Here is a 20,018-nt window from a genome sequence, read left to right as displayed (position 1 = left end):
TCGGTGCCGGTATGATACGGGTATTTATTTAAATTTAGGTAAAAACCCTTTGCGATGAAATATGCATGGATATTCCAAATAATTCTTAATTTGAGGTGGACTAAAATATGACGTCATGGCCAGATTTCGAAACCTGTCTTCCAATTTCCGCGTAAGCACCATGGTGGAGGAGGGGACCCTCACTTTCTTTCTTGATGGGACTGCGGTGATTTCTGCCCGTGATTCCATCGACAGCATTGAGCGGGTACTGCCGGCGGGCAACCACGAGTACCAGTGGCAGGTGAATGGCAAAGACGGCATCACGCGGTATTCGGTGCGGGTGACCAGCAATGGCGTACCGGTACCCGGCAGCAATGTAAGCCCGCGGACGCTGAAGGGCGGTGACACGGATTTCAGCGGGGGAGAGTTTCAGGTCAACCAGCAGCTTGTATGAAAAGTAAATTTCTACTCAATAGTTTACTGGTACTGGCTTTAATCCCGGCAGTCGTGCGGGCACAGGAGCAACAGGATTTCTCCCGTGAAAAGACGGAAATTACGCGCAAAAGCACCGAAGAAAAACTTCAGTCCAACAATGTTACGGCTACCTCCGCGGCCACCAGCAACTTGTCTTCGGTCAGCGTTACATCCCTGTTTTCGGATACGCAGGCGGAGGCCAGGTTTGCGTTCAATGCAGGCAAGAGCTTGTTTAGCATTGGTCTCGCCCAGTCATTTTCGAGCCAGCCGGCATCCGTGGTCCTGCTGGATCAGGATGGAATTACGACCGGTACAACGCTATCCGTAATCTGGCAGACGAATTTGGGGAAGATGCCCATTCCGGACATGTTGCCGATCAGGAATATGCGTAAATACATGGAGTTGAAAGATCAGGTGCGCGCAAGAAAAAACATCCCCGCCGAAGATGATGTCACTTTCCTGGATATGTACGACGAGGACCGTCTGGCATTGATCAACGCAGGAGCTATTGAGCTTGATGCGTTCAAAACACCCTGGTTGTTGTCCGTAAAGCTGAGTGCGACCAGGTCCAGCTTTGACTATATCACTGACTCTTTGTCAATGCGGCCGCTTAATGATCAGAAGGTTGGGAAAACAGTGGGTTTGTCTTTATCTAAATTCAAAAGCCTCGACCTTTTTTATGCATTTACGTACAATCTCTGGGTAGATTACGCCAGCGGCGACGAGGTACTGAACTATACTTTTCCCGTAGGTACGGGCGGGTTGGCATTCAACAAAGACGTGACCATAGGCACACCGTCCCGCATCATCGACTCCCGCCTGAAAGCGGAGATACGGAGGTTGTTCCGGAGCCGGAATGTTCCTTTTCTGGGTATAAATCCATCCGTATCGTGGCTTGTCAGGCAGGAGCGGGTTAACATCGATTTGCCGGTTTACTTTTTGACAAAACGGGAAAACGGAGAATTCAATGGATTGCAGGCTGGTATTAAGGTGGGCTATACCAGCGCGACGGACAGTACATTCTTCCATGATATCTTTAATCTCAAATCAGAGAAGATGTACTTTGGCCTTTTTATCACCAAACCTTTCTCCATTAGACAATAGCTAGCACATTTCGCCGAAAATAGAAGTTTGTACCAGGCGTTTGGCGGGCATACCGAGCAATGGAAACTTTGCCACTGTCTCAAATGGTGAACCTTTTACGAGAGATCTCCTGAGCAGCAGCATTTCATTTACCTTGAATTCCATATTGAACTCCCGATTGTACCAGTCGCGGGTAGCCAGCGACATCTGGCTTTCAGTCATATTTCTGGCGATGGTATAATTCGGATCTGTACAGAAGCGATTTTCTGCAGGAGCCCACTTCCGCACATGTTCTCCGGCTTCGCGCTTCAGTATTTTCACCATATCCAGCACCGACTGTGACGCGGTGTCTTCAAGATCAATATAAAAAGTCCCGTTTTCGTACTTGGCATAGCGGGTAAGCTGCATGGTAAATGGAGAAACCTGCCCGGCCACCTTGCCGAATGCCTTAATCATGGGATCGACCTTGTTTTCATGCATGATGCAGTCAAAAAGTGTCAGGTGTGCTTTACGCTTTGCTGCATTCCGGCAGCCATAATTATCCTCAAAATACCTTTTTACATTATGAATGACTGCTTCGGTCACCGTGTCGCAGGAAAATACAAGCTGATATTCGAACATATGGTGACGTATGTTCGTGAGGGTGTTCAAATGATTGTTGTTGACATGTACGCTCTTCATAGTTGCCTGAACCTTAAAGTGTAATATGAAAGTAAATTTATCAATGTAATTTTAAATATCAAAATATTGATCCTATTGATATCAAAAATATTGACGTACATTACGGTGATTATTCATAGAATCCCTGGTTGCGCCCGCAACTTGGATTTCGGTCACTCGCAGGGGCAGGTACAGGTGAGCGGAAGGCCAGCAGGTGACCTGCGGCATGAAGCTGATTTTAGATATAAAGAATTTGTTCGTCAGCAGAAAGTGACGGAATGGTAGCGAATGAAGTACCCGAAGCGTGCAGGGCTTTGGTCAGGAAAGCGAAAGAATAGTGATGCTGTACAAAGCGGTAATGGCAGCTACGGGCAGGTATCTCGCCCTAGTCAGCGCCTGTTTGGAAAATAATAAATAGCAATGCATTCAGAACCAGGCTCCCAATGCAAATTCATTGCCGGAAACACCAAGGAAAGGAAGTCGCTCGACAACTTCGTATTTGCCGTTTTTGGAGGATTTTTTCAGCAGTACAATTTCATCCGACTGAAAGCGAGCGTCGAAAGGTTCATTTTCCCACTGCGGCCAGCCCGTGCGAACCTGCTCCCACAAATAGCTGAATGAAAAACGAAGGCCCGGATTAAGGCCGAGCGTAGCTTCAAGCTGGTATGGTCTCCACTGATCGGCCCTCCTGAAATGATCCATCCTGTCTGCTGTTGGTTTGAAATACGCTTCTAAACAAATCTAATAAATGTAAGATCATAAACAAACTTAAACCGGCCCATGAGCTGCTAACCTCCCTGCAAAAATAAAATGCGTCTCAGCCATGCATTTCATACAGTTGGATCTGTCTTTGGGGTGGAGTAAAAAGTATGAGGTATTTCCAAAAGGTAGTAAGTACAAAAACAAGAAAAGCGCCGGAAATACATTCCGGCGCCTGTGCGTGTGTGTTTTTTAATGATCAGATCTTGAAGCCAAGTGTGGCCCGCAAGATGTTATTTTTGATATCACTGTTTTTAAACAGGTTGCTCATTCCCCACTCGTGAGACAGGTCAATGGTAATAAAACCGAATTCAAGACCAATACCTCCGTTCAAACCGTAGGAGTATTCTTCCAGGTTATCTTTGCGGAACCGGCTGTCAACACCTTTGTCCACGGCAAGCAGGTAATTACCAACCACACCGCCTTTGATGTTAAACTTGAAGAATGCTCCCTGTTCTTTGGTCAGGTACACACCGATCATCAAAGGTACTTTCAGCATGTGAATGCGCGGGCCGTGCAGCAGGGGAGCATTACCCAGACTGTCTTCACTGGTAACCTCCGTAGTCGAGCTGAAATAATGCGCACCCGGCTGAATGAAGAACCGGCGCACATGGATCCTGAAATCCAGACCGGCATTCCATCCCGAGCGGCCTTCGGCAGTTCCGTCTTTCAGGTTTGCATCAAAGTTTGAAGCATGGATACCCGCCATAGGAATCACCCAAATACCTGATTTCCGTCTTGTTCTTTCGCCAAAACGCTCTTTGAACGTCAGGTGATCCTCGGAGTAACCTTGTGGTGCAGGACCGGTAGGGTAGGCGCTTGCATCCGGTCTGTGCTGGTAGTTGTTCACCTGCTGACCGCGTCTTTCTCTCTGCCAGTTTTTGTAATCTTCAAATTCCTGGCGATCCTGAGGCGACATATTGAAGTTCTGACCGCCGGCCATATTCGGGCGCTGTCCTTCCTTATTATAGTCAGACGGTACGATGATGTTGTTGATGATGATCGCAGGCTGTCCGGATTGCTGCCCGAATGACTTGTAAGTTTGTTCTACCACGCGATTTGCAATCATGTCGGCATTTTCGGTGCCGTTTGCAGAGTAATTGCGGGTTTGTACCTGATTATTGGAAGGTTGCTGGTAATTCTGCTGCTGATCCTGGTTTTGATACACCGGCTGCTGCTGGCCTTGTGGCTGGTAAACGGGTTGCTGCTGTTGCTGCTGAGCATACTGTTGCTGAGCTGGCTGCTGCTGCTGTGCCTGTTGCTGGTAAGATTGCTGTGTATTCTGCTGCTGGGAAGGTACGGTAACTGCCGCGGTCTGCGTGCCTGCTGCACCGGAAGTGGATCCGCCTGCTGCACTGAAAGCAGTACCCTGCATGCCATTCAGTTTTTGCTCTTCTTCTGAAATCTTGCTTTCCAGAGATGCAATGTCCTTCTGGAGATCTACCTGGCTATCCAGTGCTTTTCTTGCAGACTTCGCATCACGCTGGGCTGCCTTAGCCTTTTTGTTGGCATCGTTCGCCAGCTTTTTATCCTGCGGATTGCCGGTCAGCTGGGTGGCGGCGATGGTATTGGCGCTGGCAGATTGCTGTGACTTGGCAGATGCCTCCGCTGCCTCTTTTTCTTTCTCTCCAAGCTTGGTTCGTAGTTTCGCCAGTTCGGATTTGTGCTCGTTCAGCTTTTCGCTGAGTTCAATAACTTCTTTTTGTCGCTGCAGATTGTTAATCGAGTCCTGCGATACAACCTGAGCAGACAGCGATAAAGAAGCCAGCGTCATGATGAATGTGTATCGAATGTAATGCATTATGGTTTTTGTTTAGTTGATGCGTATGATCGTTAAAGGATCATGCCAAAGGCGAAAAACGCCTAAAAAGTCATTTTGGCAAGACTTTTGTTGATTTCAGACCAATAACAATCGCTTCTCCTATGAATTCTTCTGAACAAAAAGACTTTGAAAATGTAAGTCCCACCATTGATGATATCGAGGCCACAGCCGCACAGTTGCAGAAAGACTATGCAGAAAAATCAGCTACCCGGCAGGAGGATGCTTTTGAGGAGGGATACCATGAAGCATTGCGCATTTTGGTACACCGGGTACAGCAGTACACAGACATCTCTCCGGCACTGAAATCAGATGCGGGAAAAGCAGTGGCAGTGATGGCAGTTAATTACCTCAATGGGGAGTGTAGTCGAGAAGCCTTGCTGGCAGGCGCGGAGCGTCTGCTTTGAAAAATGTAACCCGGCGTACCTCCGGATACTCTTTTATTTCAGGCCGGAGCTGTCCGGATTCTTACCTGCATTTATGAAAAACTGGCAGGTACGTAAATGTTTGAAATGTTCAATTCACCACCACTATAAACACAAAAAAATAAAGCCGCGTAAAAGAGCTTCTACGTGGCTTATAAATGTATTTCTCAGTAACTTAGCGGAATTTGTTTATACAAAAAAAAATTGTTAAAACACTAAAATCAGAACCTAAATACTCGTACGTTTACAATGTTTTACGCTTGTCAATCGCGAAGTTGACGCGTTTAATAGTCATGAATGTAGGAAGAGGAGATCTTTTTAAGGTCTCCCCTTTTTTTTGCTTAGTGGGTTAAGACTAACCTGATATGCAAAATATTTATGCCCTTCGATCTTCCTGCCCCCAATTCCTTCAAAATTAATGCCTATTTAGTTGATAGTAAGTGACATAGCTATTATGCATATCCCTGCAATCTTGGACTGAGCCATAACAAAGTTGTAGGATTAGGTTTCATATTGGGGTATTTTTCAACGTTCATCTGCTTATTCCATTGGATTTGTGCACTAGTAAAAGTGCTTTATAATCCATTAAAGCGGCACTTTGGGCTATTTTGCCACTGCTGCACTTCGTTGTAAAAATCTTACCGTTAAATCATCGTTCCATGAAACCGCAGCTTTCCAGAGTAAGGTGGTACCGCATTATTCCTATTGTATTTATTACCTATAGTCTGGCTTACCTGGACCGGGCCAATTTCGGGTTTGCAGTAGCCGGAGGGATGGCTGATGACCTGCATATTACGCCGAGTACTTCAACCTTGCTGAGCTCCCTGTTTTTTCTTGGATATTTCTTTTTTCAAATTCCCGGAGCACAGTATGCAGCGCACCGCACAGCCAAAAAACTGATTTTCATTTCCCTGATTTTGTGGGGAGCACTGGCTACTGCGACCGGCCTGGTACACAACACCACTACGCTGATAATTATACGTTTTATGCTGGGTGTGGTGGAAAGTGCCGTCATGCCTGCCATGCTGATCCTGCTGAGCCAGTGGTTTACCAAAGAAGAACGCTCGCGGGCTAATACTTTCCTGATTTTGGGCAACCCCGTCACCGTACTGTGGATGTCGGTTCTCTCTGGCTACCTGATCGACTCCATGGGCTGGCGGTGGATGTTTATCCTGCAGGGAGCACCGGGAATTCTGTGGGCATTCATATGGTGGAAAATGATCGACGAGCGGCCCAAGGAGGCGAATTGGCTGTCGGAACAGGAGAAGATGGACATTGAGGAACAACTCGCAGGGGAGCAGGTGGGGATCAAACCCGTGAAGAACTACGCAGAAGCATTCCGGTCGCGAAAGGTGATCCTGCTTAGTCTTCAGTATTTGCTATGGAGTGTGGGCGTTTACGGATTTGTGATGTGGCTCCCCTCGATCATCAAGGCAGCACCCGACATGAATATGGTGACCACGGGCTGGCTTTCGGCTGTGCCTTACCTGCTGGCTGCTACGGGTATGCTGGCCGCTTCTTATTTTTCTGACAAAATGGGCAACCGAAAAGTGTTCATCTGGCCTTGCCTGCTGGTTGCAGCCATCTGTTTGTACGGCACCGTCCTTCTGGGACCGGATCATTTCTGGTTTTCCTACGTGTTGCTTGTGATTGCGGGCGGTGCTCTGTATACTCCCTACGGACCGTTTTTCGCAGCTGTCGCTGACATCCTGCCCAAAAATGTAATGGGCGGGGCAATCGGGCTGATCAACAGCCTGGGCGCATTGGGTTCTTTCGCGGGTTCTTACCTGGTAGGCTATCTCAATGGTGTTACAGGCAACTTTAATGCATCGTACGTGCTGATGTCCGTAGCGCTCGTACTCTCTACGGTAATCACCCTGATCGTCATTCCTTCACCCCGGAAAGTACAGCCGGCTCACGCGGACTAACTGTTTGCACCTGAAAGAGTCAATTTTATTTCTTATTCCTGTTTGCAGCACGGGATGAGCAAATGCAGAGACAGTAGGGTAGGTCAGGCGTGGGCGGGTGCATGTTCTACTTGCACCAAAGAGCAGCTTTTACAGAATACCTTCTTCACAATGTTTTTGCAAAATACAGGATACCCTCATGAGGATTAACATTGTAGGCCGGTATCTCCTGGAAACTAAAGGACCTGTAAAGGTTGACAGCAGCGGGCATTTTTGGCCCAAGCGTATCGAGCTTAACGGTTTTGTATCCCAGCTTTCTGGCAATATCAATCAATGCAGTCATGAGCGCGTTGCCCAGCTTCAGCCCGCGGAATTCAGGGCGGATATACATGCGCTTGATCTCGCAGGTCTCATCGTTTTCAATCTGCCGGAGGCCTGCAACACCGGCAGACTGGCCACTTACCTGCACGATGAGCAATGCGCCGCGTGGCGGCCCGTACATCTGGGGCAGGATCGTCAGCTCATTGTCGAAATTCTGGAACGAAAGGGTGAAATCAAGCGAGTCGGCGTACTCGGCAAACAGGCATGCGGCTGTGGCATAGTCTGCATCCGTACTGGCCTGCACGATTTCAAATGGAGTACTACTAAGGGACATTTTGCAAAATTGTGAAAAAAAAAATGAGCAGGCGGTCGGCCTCTTCATGCAGAAACCTGAATGCTGCTGCCGACCACCTGTGCGAAAATGGTACTACTTCTTAAAAATGCGGTATAGTCTTCCCTGATCGGTTACTGCATACAGCGCACCATCCTTTCCCTCCGTAACATCCCGGAAACGTTGATTTTCGTCTGCAAGCAGTCTTTCTTCACCCACTACCTTGTTGTTTTCAATCACGAGGCGCACAATGTGCATGCCACTCAGACTGCCGATGAAAAGGTTATTTTTCCACTCGGGTATGCTGTCACTGCCATAAAACGTGATCCCGCTCGGTGATACCACCGGATCCCAGTAATATACTGGCTGTTCCAGACCTTCCTTCTGCTGGATGGCACCGCCCACTTTTTTACCACTGTACTCAATGCCGTAGGTGATGGTCGGCCAGCCGTAATTTTTACCGGGCTCAATGCGGTTGAGCTCGTCACCACCCCTCGGGCCAAATTCCACCTCCCATAAATCACCCGTAACCGGATGAAAAGCAAGTCCCTGAACGTTGCGGTGCCCCAATGAATACAGCTCCGGCCTGGCGTCACCTTTCCCTTCGAACGGGTTACCTGCTGCCGGTTTACCATCCTTGGTAATACGCACGATTTTGCCGAGGGCAGAGTTCAGGTGCTGGGCCTGAGGCCTGCTGATCGTGTCCGAGCGTTCACCGGTACTGACGATCAGATTATCATTTTTATCAATCAAAATACGCCCGCCGTAATGCAGCGTACTCGGAAATGCAGGAGTGGCTCGGTAAATAACCTGCGCTCCCTCAATCGTTTTTTCGTCAGCCGAAAGTTTCCCTTTGGCCACCGCAGTGAGCGTACCTTTCGGCTGATTGTCAGAAAATACCCAGTAAACCATGCGGTTTTTATCAAAATCAGGATCTACCCGGATGCCCAGCAAGCCACCCTGACCATCACTGTTGACCGCCGGAATGCCCGTGATAGGCGCACTTACCTCGCCGGTAGGCTTGGCAATGCGCATGGTGCCCGCCTTTTCCGTGATGAGCAGCCGGCCATCAGGAAGGCTGGTGATGCCCCAGGGATTTTTCAGGTCGCTGAAAAGCACCTTACCCTCATAATTAGTTTCTGACTTAATACCACCAATGCGGGTCTGGCCGGCAAAAGCGGGTTTGTACTCCGAGTTTGCCGCTTTGGTTTCAACGGGAGCAAGGGTACTGTCGGCTTTGGCAGCCTGTGAGCCGTCGGTAGCCTTTTTTTCGCAGGCAGCCAGTGCAAAGGCGGCACCCGCCAGGGTCAGAAGAATTCGCTTTGTCATTGTGTAAAGGTTTGTGATGTTAAAAAAACAGAAAAGGGATGCCTGCGTGCTATTCCGGTAAAATCCGGTACCCGGGATCCCGGCTGGCCGCTGCATTCCCGTTTGTTAAATGTACAAAGAAAGCCGCCCGGAGCCACAAGGACAAACGGGCAGCTTTCTTTGTAACTGCGGAATTTCTGAACTTCTATGATCCGGGAGTTGAATACTGCTCTGCGTCGTAGCCCTGACAATCCGCCCCGGATCCCGGCTAGTTCCCGGTTTTCTTTTTTTCGCCCTGCGGTGCCTGCTGCTTGGCAGAGCCGGTTGCTTTGCTGCTGCTGCCCGATGTGGCGGCATCTGATTTTCCCTGTTTTGCACCGGTGCTTTGAGGATTCAGGCCGCTGGTGCTTTTAGGCTCAATGTGGGTTGGCGGACTGCCCGGCGTAGCCTGGCTCTTGATGCTTCTGGATCCGTCTCCGTTACCGGAAAGCGGACTTTTTTGCGGATTTTTGACACTGGCGTCCGCACCGGCGTTTTTAGTGGTGCCTTGTTTGGATTTGTCCTGGCCCGCGGTCGATTGGGCATACAGGGAGCTTCCTGCCAGTAGCAGCAAGGCAGCTACGAATGTTGTCAGCTTTTTCATAGATTCTAAAATGTTGATGAAAATAAATTCACAGGCAATCCATCCAAAGAGGATTCATTGTTTGTGGCCTGGTTTATAAAAATTCCGTTCCACAGTCATCCTGTTTACCAATACCTTCGAAAGATCCGCTCCGGCACGATCAAACCGCCAGTTCCTTCGACTTCAAGAAGCCGCTTGTGAAATAGGATGAGCGGTTTCTTCCCTTGCACGCCTGAGTTGAAATAGCAACTTTTTAAAAATGTTTCCGCCTTATACCAGTATCTTCCCCAACCTTGTGTCTAATAGTGAACATACGCTCATTTTAAATACTCAACAACTAGTTACCTATGAGACGATCTCTGCTTCGCTTACAAATTTTAATTATCTGCCTTGGCTTGTCAGCAAGTCTGTTTGCACAGCCGACTATTCAATGGGACAAAACCATTGGCGGAAACAATCAAGACCGCCTGAATTCAGTCCAGCAAACCCTTGACGGCGGATACATCCTTGGCGGAACTTCTTTCAGCGGAGTTTCGGGGGAGAAGTCCGAATCGGCGCGTGGTCTTGGGGACTATTGGATCGTCAAACTAGCCGCCGACGGAACCAAGCAATGGGATCGGACCTTCGGCGGGACCGGGAGAGAGACTTTTTACGCGATCCGTCAGGCAAGCGATGGCAGTTACTTCGTTGCCGGGCAATCATACTCTGATATCAGCGGGGATAAAACGGATGCCAGTAATGGAGCAGGCGATCTCTGGATTATCAATCTGGCCGCTAACGGTACAACTAAATGGCAAAAAACGATTGGTACGGAAAATAATGAGTTCTTGAGTGATATGGAGGTTACTCCCGATGGAGGACTGGCAATCGCTGCGGCTTCTTCTCCAATTGGCCCTACAGGCTCCGGCAATAACCACGGGTGGTTTGTAAAACTGAGTGCATCCGGCGACCTGGAATGGACCAGAGACTACTATGTTAACTTTAATACCATGCGCCTAGCAGCCGTGACGCTTGTTCCCGGGGGAGGTTACTTGCTTGGTGCGGATACCAGCGGTGGAGAAGACATTGGTGGTGCCTATTATCTGATCAGGGTATCCGCTGAGGGTACTACACTTTGGACCAAAGAAATAAGGGGCGTTAATGGTGGTAATAATGGTAACAGCGCACTCCGGTCTATTCTTGCTACTCCGGATGGCGGGTTCCTGGTGGGCGGACTTTCCCGCGACCAGGCAGGAAATGATAAATCCGAAGATAGTTACTATGGCGACTATTGGGTAGTGAAAATCACTGCAAATGGAGTCATCGAATGGGACAACACAATTCAGGCAAACGATTTCGAACGATTTGCAGGTATGCAATTGAGTGGTGACGGCGGCTATTTCCTTTGGGGTGATACTCAGTCGGCGATAGATCTTGACAAAACAGATGCCAATTCAGGAGTAGTGAATGGATGGCTGGTCAAGTTGGATGTAAATGGAAAACAAATCTGGGATAAAGTTATTGGTAGTGCATCAGACATTTCATTCGACTCTGCCACCGATTTAGTACCAACCAATGATGGTGGCGTTCTGCTGGCCGGATTCTCTGATGCACCGGCAGGGGCCGACAAGACTGAGTCCTCCCGCGGGGCAAATGACTATTGGATCGTCAAACTTGCCCCGGAATCTCCGCTGCCCGTCAGGCTCGCAAGTTTCACAGCCCGAAAGGAATTAAGTAGCACAAGTCTTTCCTGGCAAACCACCTCTGAAACCAACAGTGACCATTTTGAAGTACAGCATAGTCTACATGGAAAAGCATGGACAAACCTGACTACAATCCATGCACAAGGGGAGAGTAATGAGTTGAACGTTTACCACTATACACACACTACCCCTGTGTTGGGATCCGATAACCTGTACCGGCTCAAAATGGTCGATGCGGACGGATCATTTACTTACAGTAAGATCCGGCATGTGAAGTTTGAGGAGGAGTTTACAGTATCCGTTTATCCCAATCCGGCAGCAGAGACCATTCATTTGAAAGCGGCAGACTGGTCGAAAGTAAAAGGCCTGCAAATTCTCAACAGCCAGGGCAAAGCACTTTATACCTCAGGAACAAAACCTGCTCAGGATATCAGTGCGAGGTCGCTGAAACCAGGATTGTATTTTATCAAAGTAACCCTGACCGACGGCACGGAAGCGACGCGGAAAGTTGCGGTGGGCCAGTAAAGAAATAAGGATGCCGGCGTGCAAATGGGTTTCAGCATGTACACACGCTGAGCAGCGATGAGCCTGGAAAGTTGGAAATGGTTAAATGAGGATTGGTGGAATCAGGCTGGTATATGCGGCTTATGTTCACTTTCTGCCACCAATCCGCTTTTCAAGCTGATCGATTTGCTCAGCTACAAGTTGAATTCGATGCTGTGTGGTAAAAAGATTTTCCGCATATACCTCGATATTCCCGTTGATAGCACCTTTGCTTTTTATCCGGGCAAGTTGATCCTGATGATGCGTGAGCAAGATTCGCTTTCCACAGAGCTGTGCATCAAGCCCATTCTTGAACAACTGAGCTTCCAGCTTTAAGGCTGCTCCTTCTTTGTGCTGACGAAGAGCCTGCTGGTATTGCCGGAGTGTGTCGGTCGTATCTTGTTGGTCAGTCATAAAAAGTAAAAATGCGCAGCAAGGTTACAACGCATGATGTGAGCAATAAATGCCGGTGGAATTTCCTTTTGGATCGGAGCGGAGTAAAAACGAGAAACGTTTAAAAGTTTTTCCAACTTCAACACAGTTGATTTCTAACTTTATCATGGGATCAACAAATGGGCAAAAAAAAAGCGCAAGTAGTTGAAATCAACCGCTTGCGCTTTCCTTCATCCCAGCTAACAAACTAAATGCTGGTTCAGTGACAGACTATTGCATCATTCTACCGAAGGTTTCAAAACCGTATATTTCAAATTATCAATTGTAATTCCCGAAACAGATTTAATGGACAGTTTGGACATTGGCGTTTCAGGAAAGAAAATATCGGTCATTACGGTCAGTCCATTATCGGCAAACAGCTCCACCGATGCTACGTCAGCAATCAATGTTAATGGAATGTTGCTTTCTATTGCGAACCTGGGTGCAATGTGTTTTTCTCCAAAACCCTTTTCAAAGTCAATTTTTCCGGATTTAGAACGGTCAATGTAATATTGATTTTTGGCTTTGTCGTATCCGATGATCAGTTCATTGCCTGCTTCGTTGGCCAGTATGATGGAGAAATCGGCTGTGTTTTTGGTCGTTAAGTCCAGGCGGAATAAGCCGGTTTTGTTTTTTGCTTTGTCCGTCAGATCCAGCTGATCTTTCACCTTTACATTTTTCATTGAAAAAGTCGTGGTGTTCAGCGCATCCAGCTCTTTAACGGGGACGGAAGTTAGGTAAGTTTCTTTCCCAACTGTTTTCAGTGCCAATTCACGGGCGATTGTATTGGCGCTTCTCCACGGATCAGTCGGAACCTGATTCGCGTATTGCCAGTTGCTCATCCATCCCATCAGAATGGTACGGTTGCCGGTGTTGGCGAATGTTACGGCAGCATAATTATCGGTTCCGAAATCCAGCCATTTGGTTTCTTTCGAATTAGAAGTGAATGTCTTGCCATCAAAATCTCCCAGGAAATATTGACCAGCCGAGCCCTTGTTTGGGCCACCCGGGTTAATGTTGACGATCAGCACCCACATATCTTTTCCTTCGTGTTTGATCGGAAAAAGATCAGGACACTCCCATACGCCGCCATGGCCGCCTTCATTTGCTCCGAAATCACTTTCACGCGTCCATGATTTGAGGTCGGGGGACGAATAGAATGTAATGCGGTCTTTGGTAGCCAATGTCATCACCCACTTTTTCTGCGCCTCAAACCATCTTACTTTGGGATCGCGGAAATCGGTGATTCCCGGATTCTCAAGTACAGGATTTCCCTTGTATTTTGTCCACGTTTTGCCGTCGTCCAGACTGTACGCAATGCTTTGCGTTTCGTGTTTGCCCGTTTTTTGCTTTTCCTGAACCGGGTCATGATGCGTGAAAATGGCTACTAATGCGTCCTTCCCGAATCCTGCCGTGTTATTCTTGTCCACAACCGCGCTTCCCGAAAAGATGTAACCCAGACTGTCCGGATACAAAGCAATCGGCTGCTCTTTCCAGGCGATCATATCCTTGCTCGTGGCGTGTCCCCAGTGCATGGGTCCCCAGATTTTGTCGTCCGGATAGTATTGATAAAAGAGATGGTAAATCCCGTTGTGATACACCATGCCATTCGGATCGTTCATCCAGTTGGCTTTTGGCGTGAAGTGAAATTGCGGACGGTATTTTTCCTTAAATGCCTGAGCAATGGCAGTGGAGCCGGTTAAGGCGCAGGTAAGGAGTAGGGCGATGGTTAGTTTTTTCATATCACTTTGGCAGTCGGCTTTCGGCAGTCGGCTTTTTACAATCGGCTTTTTGCAGTCGGCTTTTTGCGTTTTTGTCTAAATGTTAATTGCTGAAAAGTTTGTGTCTAAAATCGTAGATCTAAATTATCTAACTTGTTTTTAGCCGACAGCTGACCGCCGACCGCCGAAAGCCGCCCCCCCGACCGCCGCTCTACCATCCCGCATTCTGCTTATACAATCCACTGCTGAAATTGATTTGATTTAAAGGGATTGGAAGATATTCATCCCGACCGGCGGTAAACCGGGCATCTCCTAAATGGGTCGCCCTGGTTTTTTCAACCTGGAAATAAGCATTAATTGTTTGAGCGGCAACGCCCCAGCGAACTAAGTCAAAGAAGTGGTAGCCTTCGCCTGCAAATTCAAGTCGTCGTTCCCAGCGCAGGGCCATTCTTGCATAGTTCTGTGTCCAGTCTGAACTTTTAACATATGGTTTTATCCTGAAATTAGCCGTAGGTTTTCCATCCGCTGCAATGAGCAGACCTGTACTTGCGGCTGCACGGTCGCGTATCCTGTTGATCAAAGGAAGTGCTTCGTCGGGTCTACCCAGTTCGATCAATGCTTCCGCTTTCCAGAGCAATACATCGGAAAACCGGATAATCTGCCAGTTTTTGGAACTGGACATAAAAGGCGGCACTTTTTGGAAGGACGGGTCCGTAGGTAAAACCACTTCTTTAATGCTGGCAAAAGCGCCGTAAACCGCCGGGGCACGCGCCCAGGATTTTTGGAATACATAGCTTTTTCCATATTTGTAAGGAGCATTTGGCCTTGCTACGGTGTGGTCCAGCCGCGGATCGAAGGAGCTGGTCTGGAAATCGAGGGATGCGGCCACGTCATTCGCAGCATAGGTTTGGAAAAGCGGCAGTCCGTCCGCGTTGGTTTTGAAGGAATTGATCAGGTCATGGCTCGGAACGTGGAAGCCGCAGCAGCCGTATTCCTGGTTCATGGTATAATTCAGCGCATGTCCGTAATCCAGTCTGCCGAGCGGTGTGCCGTCGTTTTTTGAGTACTGGATTGCAAATACGGACTCAGGACCGTTCTCAGTTGCTGTTAAAAAGTTGTCAGCAAAATCAGCGCTCAGGTTGTACTTGCCGGAATTGATCACCTCATCACAAAGTGCGTTAACTTCTGTCAGCACAGCTTTATTGATGCTTACTACGGCATTGGTTTCGTTTTGTTCATAAGCTTTGTACAAAAGTGTTTTTGCCAGATAGGCTTTTGCTGAAAATTTGTTAGCCCGGCCCTTGTCGCTCTGGTTGTCTGGTAAACTCTCAGCAGCACTTCGGAAATCGGCTTCAATTTTTGACCATAGTTCAGCATTTGACAACTTGTCGTTTGAAATGGTCGGATAGTCGGTTTTGGCGATCGTTTCGTCCAGGTAAGGAACATATTTGAACAAGATTTTCAGCAAAAAATAGAAGTGCCCTCTCAGGAATTTCAGTTCACCCATACGCACTGCCTTTTGCGGATAATCTGCCTCGGACATGGCGCTTACTCTTCGCAATGCATCATTGGTCCGGCTGATGCCCACGTACAATCTGAACCAAACCTGGTCAATCAATCCATTATCAACCCTGTTCAGCGAAAATGTTTCGAACAAATGGAATTCAGACAAATCGCCCGGTCCGTCCCCACCTTTGTACATATCGCCTCCGCGAATGCTTCCATAAGCCCACATGCTCGAAAAAGGGGAGGTGTAATGGTCGTTTCCAAGCGCGGAGTAGGCTGCTACCACCATCTTGTCCACATTTTCAGGCGTATTCAAATCTTCACCCGAAATGACACCTTGGGCAGGTTCTACCAGCGCGTCGTTGCAGCCTGTGAAAAGCACCATGAGCAATGTCAGAGCGTATATTATTTTTTTAGTGATCATGATTTCAGAATTTAGAAAGTGACGTTCAATCCGATGGTTCCTATGACGGGTATGGGGAAAGCGAAGTTGGGGATCTCGGGGTCGGGACCTGTGAAGGATTTACTTTTGATAGTAAATAAATTACTCCCTTGCAAATAAACTCTTGCGCTTTGAATTTTCAGGCTGTTCAGACTTTTGAAATTGTAGCCGATCTGTGCGTTTCTCAATTTTAAGTATGAACCGTTTTCAATAAAGTAAGTCGAGAAGCGGCCTTCGTTATTTCGGTCTACTAATGTCAATGCTGGAATGTTAGAATCTGTGTTTTGTGGCGTCCATGCGTCCAGCGTCCTGTCGCCCCAGTTGGTGCCTGTCCAGAGTGAAGAGAAATCGGTGTAGGTTTTGAATTCGTTCTGAACCTTTACATTGATGCCCTGGAAGAAAAAGCTCAGGTCGAAATTTTTCCAGCTCACGGAAGTATTGAAGCCATACATATATTTCGGCGTGCTGTTTCCAATAAAATCCCTGTCCTGTGCATCAATGGTGCCGTCTTTGTTTAAATCCGCATATCTGATCCGCCCAATGCCTTTTCCGGGCTGCGCTGCAGCATTGTCTACTTCACCCTGATTCTGGAATATCCCGTCGGCCACATATCCAAAGAATGAGTTAGCCGGGCGGCCAAGAATAGTCTTGTCCGTTCCATTCCCAGGATAGGATGCGATGACCTCTTTGGGCAGATAAGTGATCTTGTTGCGATACAGGGAGAAGTTACCTGTAAGGTTAATCCTCAGATCATTACCCACTTTGGTGTCATAGGAAAGCAATGCTTCAAAACCACTGTTTTTCATCGAAGCGCCGTTGGTAAACCTGTTTCCACCGTCGCCGATCACAGCCAGATAAGCCGGACTGATCAGAATGTCGGAAGTTTTCCGCTGGAAATAATCAACAGAACCGGTCAATGTGTTGTTCAGGAACCCAAAATCCACACCAAAATTCGATTCTGCCAGCGATTCCCATCTCAGCGCATCATTGCCTTGCTGGATCAATGTAAATCCGGACGGAAGCTGGCCCGTGCCGTTTCCACCAATGTCGTAGGCACTGCCGTTATCAAAATCCCAGGTAGGATCGCTGCCGTAAATGGCTGAGTATAAAGATTGCGTAGCATTATTCGGAATTTCCTGGTTACCCGAGCGGCCCCAGCCATATCTAAGTTTCAAGTCAGATATAAATGGAATGTCTTTAATAAATGCCTCTTCGCTCAACCGGTAACCCAAGGAAAATGCAGGGAATGTTCCGAAACGGTTTTCTTTTCCAAAACGCGACGAACCATCGCGGCGAACTGTTGCCGATGCCAGGAATTTGTCAGCATACGTGTAATTAACCTTTGCGAAATAGGAGAAAAGCGAATTGGCACTGCCGCTGCCGCCATTGTTAATGTTATTGCTCCCTGCGTTCAGATAAGAATAATTGATATTTTCCAAGGCGAGGCCTCGTCTGCTTGCCGAAAATTCCTGGGAAATGTATCGGATGCTTTCCTGTCCGACAACGATGCCGATCTGGTGCTTGCCCGTTTGCATGTCATAGTTCAGTGTGTTTTGCCAGATCGAATTGCCCGAGTAGTCCTGGAAGTTGGAAACCTGGTTGGTTGGATCAGACAAGAAACCTGAGGTGTAAGATTTCCGCAGCAATCTCTTGTAACCACCGCTGTAATCAATTCCGTAGCTGGTTTTTAAATGCAGTTTTGGGATAATTTCCAGGTCGGCAAATACATTACCGAACAGCCGGTAAAAGTTGCCTTTATTCTGCCTGTTGTCCTCGATAAGCCTTACAGGATTTTGACGATCCGTCATTCCCGATGCAGGGCCGCCCCAGCCGCCAGCCTCGGTGTAAACCGGCACGACGGGTTGCGAAACCAGCGCGGCAAACAATATATCGGCCGTCGGTGACTGCACATCCTGGATGTAAGTAGCAGAGAGGTTTTCGCCGATTTTCAGTTTTGATTTAAAAAGCGAGAAATCCGTATTCAGCCTCGCCGTGTACTTTTTATTGTGCGTCGATTTTACAACTCCCTTATTGTCATAGTAACCCAGCGAAAACATCGTATTTCCTTTTTCAGACCCATTGGAAATAGACATGTCATACGATTGGATGATGGATTTTTGTGAAATCTCATCATACCAGTAAGTGTTCGCAGGCTTCATTGTTTTTGCCGCGTCGATGAAATCCGGATATTTAACCTGATTCAATGCCGGGCTGTTGAAGTCGTTATTCCAGTCGTATTGATAAATCTGGTTCGCATTCGGATCCGCTTTGTCATTGACTGCCGCCTGCCAGTAAGCCCGGCCGCGGCCGTCTGCATTCAAGGTTTTCAGCTTAGAAGCATAATCCTGAATGGAAGTGGAAATGTTTACATTCAACTTGGATTGACCGTTTTTCGCCTTTTTGGTTGTCACAATCACAACTCCATTTGCAGCCCGTGAACCGTAAATGGTTGCCGATGAAGCGTCTTTTAAAACTTGGATGGATTCAACATCGGCCGGATTAATTTCATTCAAACCTCTTTTTGTCGGAATGCCATCGATAATGTAAAGCGGATCATTGTTGCCCAATGTACTGCCGCCTCTGATCCTTACCGTGGCACCGCCGCCCGGCGCTCCATCCGTGGTGATCAACACGCCCGGCACTCTTCCCTGCAATGCTTTTGCCGGATTACCTACCTGGCTGTCCTTAATGTCTTTAATGCTCACCACACTTACCGCACCCGTGATATCTTTTTTTCGCTCAGACTGATAGCCGGTAACAACCACTTCGTTCAGGCTTTTTGAATCATATTGAAGTGTAACATCCATGACACTATTGGTGCCTGGAACTACTTCACTAGGGACCATGCCCACGTAAGAAAATACAAGTGTAGCGCCACTGTTAATGCTGATGCTATACTTTCCATCAGCATCGGATAATGTGCCATTGGTTGTGTTCTTTTCCAGAATACTTACACCGGGGAGCGTCACGCCGGCGCCATCTTTCACGGTTCCGGTAATGTTGGATTGCGCAACCGCAGTTTGCACCCAACAGAGTATGGCAAAAGCCAGAAGCGGTAGTCGTTTAAACATGATTGATTTGATTATTTGTTAAAAAATCAGCAATTTCTTTTTCGGCAATCACTGGTGTAGCGCCAGAATAGGAGGCAACCAATGCACCCACCGCGCAGGCTTTTTTTAGGGCTGAGGGAATAGACGAGCCGCTTATATATTCTTTGAGGAACATGGCCAGGAAGGAATCGCCGCTGCCAATCGTGTCCTGCACTTCCACTGCATATCCGCCTTGAGAATGAAATCCGTCAGCCGAAAGAACGACCGCGCCATCGGCACCGAGCGTTACGCAAACCAGTTTGAGGTTGAAGCGTTCGTAGAGGAATTTCATCTGCGTTTCCACTTCGGGCTGTATGCCAAACCAGGTGCAGACGGTGTGAAGCTCGTGCTCGTTTACTTTAACAATGTCAGCTTGTTCCAGCAAATATTCAGTTGTGGCTCTATCCAGATGCGGAGGACGAATGTTGACGTCGAACACTTTCAGTTTTGCGTCTTTTAGTAATTCAAAAAGCGTGTCGCGCGACTGCTGGCTTCGAACGGAAAGCGTGCCGTAAACAAACACATCTGAGTCCTTTACCAATTGCTTGTTCTCAGGTGTCGTCATAATGTAATCCCAAGCGACGGGCTGCACGATTTTATAGGTTACTTCGGTCTTGTCAGTCAGGTTTACCTTTACAATTCCGGTCAGGTGCGTGATGCCGGTTTGGATATAATCTGTATTAAAATCCTGATTATTAAGGTAATCCATAAGTTCAACGCCGAGGTCGTCATCGCCGACGCGGCTGATGAAAGCCGGGTTCATGCCAAAGTTTTTCAGGTGAATGGCCACATTCATGGGCGCTCCGCCGGGTTGCTTGCCGGAAGGCAGCATGTCCCAAAGCATTTCGCCGAAAACGGTTATTTTAGGTGTCATATAAATGGGTGTAAGTAGTAAGGAAAATCAGATTTGATATT

General features: G+C 47.9%; 17 protein-coding genes. 6 read left to right on the top strand and 11 right to left on the bottom strand.

Annotated features, from left to right (window positions below):
• Window positions 1-115: 115 nt before the first annotated feature.
• Together HWI92_RS10310 and HWI92_RS10305 are read left to right on the top strand one after the other, a co-directional pair.
• Window positions 116-433: an Ig-like domain-containing protein gene (locus tag HWI92_RS10310; RefSeq protein ID WP_204663410.1), complete on the top strand. Its 318-nt coding sequence runs from the start codon at window positions 116-118 to the stop codon at window positions 431-433.
• Window positions 430-1,557, top strand: a complete 1,128-nt coding sequence (locus tag HWI92_RS10305) for a hypothetical protein (protein WP_204663408.1) — start codon at window positions 430-432, stop codon at window positions 1,555-1,557. Before HWI92_RS10310 ends, HWI92_RS10305 begins: the two co-directional genes overlap by 4 nt.
• On the opposite strand, the gene HWI92_RS10300 is transcribed toward HWI92_RS10305, so the two are convergent.
• The 3 genes from HWI92_RS10300 to HWI92_RS10290 all read right to left on the bottom strand — a co-directional run bounded on the left by HWI92_RS10300 (window position 1,558) and on the right by HWI92_RS10290 (window position 4,756).
• Window positions 1,558-2,217 (bottom strand): 2'-5' RNA ligase family protein, encoded by a 660-nt coding sequence (locus tag HWI92_RS10300; protein ID WP_204663406.1) that lies wholly within the window; start codon window positions 2,215-2,217, stop codon window positions 1,558-1,560.
• Window positions 2,218-2,622: 405 nt separating this feature from the next.
• Entirely contained in the window at window positions 2,623-2,898 is a 276-nt protein-coding gene (locus HWI92_RS10295) for a hypothetical protein (RefSeq protein WP_204663404.1), read from the bottom strand.
• 256 nt (window positions 2,899-3,154) lie between these two features.
• Window positions 3,155-4,756: a porin family protein gene (locus HWI92_RS10290; RefSeq protein WP_204663402.1), complete on the bottom strand. Its 1,602-nt coding sequence runs from the start codon at window positions 4,754-4,756 to the stop codon at window positions 3,155-3,157.
• A gap of 122 nt (window positions 4,757-4,878) precedes the next feature.
• Between HWI92_RS10290 and HWI92_RS10285 the strand changes: the two genes are divergently transcribed.
• The gene (locus HWI92_RS10285; RefSeq protein WP_204663400.1) at window positions 4,879-5,181 is read left to right on the top strand and encodes a hypothetical protein; all 303 of its coding nucleotides are present in this window, start codon (window positions 4,879-4,881) and stop codon (window positions 5,179-5,181) included.
• A 677-nt stretch (window positions 5,182-5,858) separates the two neighbouring features.
• On the top strand, window positions 5,859-7,127 hold the full coding sequence (locus HWI92_RS10280; RefSeq protein ID WP_204663398.1) for an MFS transporter: 1,269 nt from the start codon (window positions 5,859-5,861) through the stop codon (window positions 7,125-7,127).
• A gap of 145 nt (window positions 7,128-7,272) precedes the next feature.
• Here the strand turns inward: HWI92_RS10280 and HWI92_RS10275 are convergent, their stop codons facing one another.
• Both HWI92_RS10275 and HWI92_RS10270 read right to left on the bottom strand, forming a co-directional pair.
• On the bottom strand, window positions 7,273-7,761 hold the full coding sequence (locus tag HWI92_RS10275; RefSeq protein WP_204663396.1) for a GNAT family N-acetyltransferase: 489 nt from the start codon (window positions 7,759-7,761) through the stop codon (window positions 7,273-7,275).
• A 93-nt stretch (window positions 7,762-7,854) separates the two neighbouring features.
• Window positions 7,855-9,087, bottom strand: coding sequence for a PQQ-dependent sugar dehydrogenase (locus HWI92_RS10270; RefSeq protein ID WP_204663394.1), 1,233 nt, complete (start codon window positions 9,085-9,087; stop codon window positions 7,855-7,857).
• A 38-nt stretch (window positions 9,088-9,125) separates the two neighbouring features.
• Here HWI92_RS10270 and HWI92_RS10265 point away from each other — a divergent pair, with 38 nt between their 5' ends.
• Complete coding sequence (locus HWI92_RS10265; protein ID WP_204663392.1) at window positions 9,126-9,308, top strand: hypothetical protein; 183 nt, start codon at window positions 9,126-9,128, stop codon at window positions 9,306-9,308.
• A 26-nt stretch (window positions 9,309-9,334) separates the two neighbouring features.
• Here HWI92_RS10265 and HWI92_RS10260 read toward each other — a convergent pair whose 3' ends face one another.
• Window positions 9,335-9,709 (bottom strand): hypothetical protein, encoded by a 375-nt coding sequence (locus tag HWI92_RS10260; protein WP_204663390.1) that lies wholly within the window; start codon window positions 9,707-9,709, stop codon window positions 9,335-9,337.
• Between the two features lie 326 nt (window positions 9,710-10,035).
• Between HWI92_RS10260 and HWI92_RS10255 the strand changes: the two genes are divergently transcribed.
• Window positions 10,036-11,895 carry a T9SS type A sorting domain-containing protein gene (locus HWI92_RS10255; protein WP_204663388.1) on the top strand — a complete coding sequence of 620 codons (1,860 nt, stop codon included), beginning with the start codon at window positions 10,036-10,038 and terminating at the stop codon, window positions 11,893-11,895.
• Window positions 11,896-12,021: 126 nt separating this feature from the next.
• Here HWI92_RS10255 and HWI92_RS10250 read toward each other — a convergent pair whose 3' ends face one another.
• The 5 genes from HWI92_RS10250 to HWI92_RS10230 all read right to left on the bottom strand — a co-directional run bounded on the left by HWI92_RS10250 (window position 12,022) and on the right by HWI92_RS10230 (window position 19,947).
• The gene (locus tag HWI92_RS10250; RefSeq protein WP_204663386.1) at window positions 12,022-12,327 is read right to left on the bottom strand and encodes a hypothetical protein; all 306 of its coding nucleotides are present in this window, start codon (window positions 12,325-12,327) and stop codon (window positions 12,022-12,024) included.
• A 257-nt stretch (window positions 12,328-12,584) separates the two neighbouring features.
• Window positions 12,585-14,087 (bottom strand): glycoside hydrolase family 32 protein, encoded by a 1,503-nt coding sequence (locus tag HWI92_RS10245; RefSeq protein WP_204663384.1) that lies wholly within the window; start codon window positions 14,085-14,087, stop codon window positions 12,585-12,587.
• A 190-nt stretch (window positions 14,088-14,277) separates the two neighbouring features.
• Entirely contained in the window at window positions 14,278-15,996 is a 1,719-nt protein-coding gene (locus tag HWI92_RS10240; RefSeq protein ID WP_204663382.1) for a RagB/SusD family nutrient uptake outer membrane protein, read from the bottom strand.
• An 11-nt stretch (window positions 15,997-16,007) separates the two neighbouring features.
• Window positions 16,008-19,085 carry a SusC/RagA family TonB-linked outer membrane protein gene (locus tag HWI92_RS10235; protein ID WP_204663380.1) on the bottom strand — a complete coding sequence of 1,026 codons (3,078 nt, stop codon included), beginning with the start codon at window positions 19,083-19,085 and terminating at the stop codon, window positions 16,008-16,010.
• Entirely contained in the window at window positions 19,078-19,947 is an 870-nt protein-coding gene (locus HWI92_RS10230; RefSeq protein WP_229249275.1) for a carbohydrate kinase family protein, read from the bottom strand. The genes HWI92_RS10235 and HWI92_RS10230 overlap by 8 nt, the downstream gene beginning before the upstream one ends.
• Between the last annotated feature and the right edge of the window lie 71 nt (window positions 19,948-20,018).

It is taken from the genome of Dyadobacter sandarakinus (assembly GCF_016894445.1).
Taxonomy (GTDB): Bacteria; Bacteroidota; Bacteroidia; order Cytophagales; family Spirosomataceae; genus Dyadobacter; species Dyadobacter sandarakinus.
Note: the sequence above shows the minus strand (reverse complement) of the source record. Positions and strands in the feature narration are given on the sequence as shown.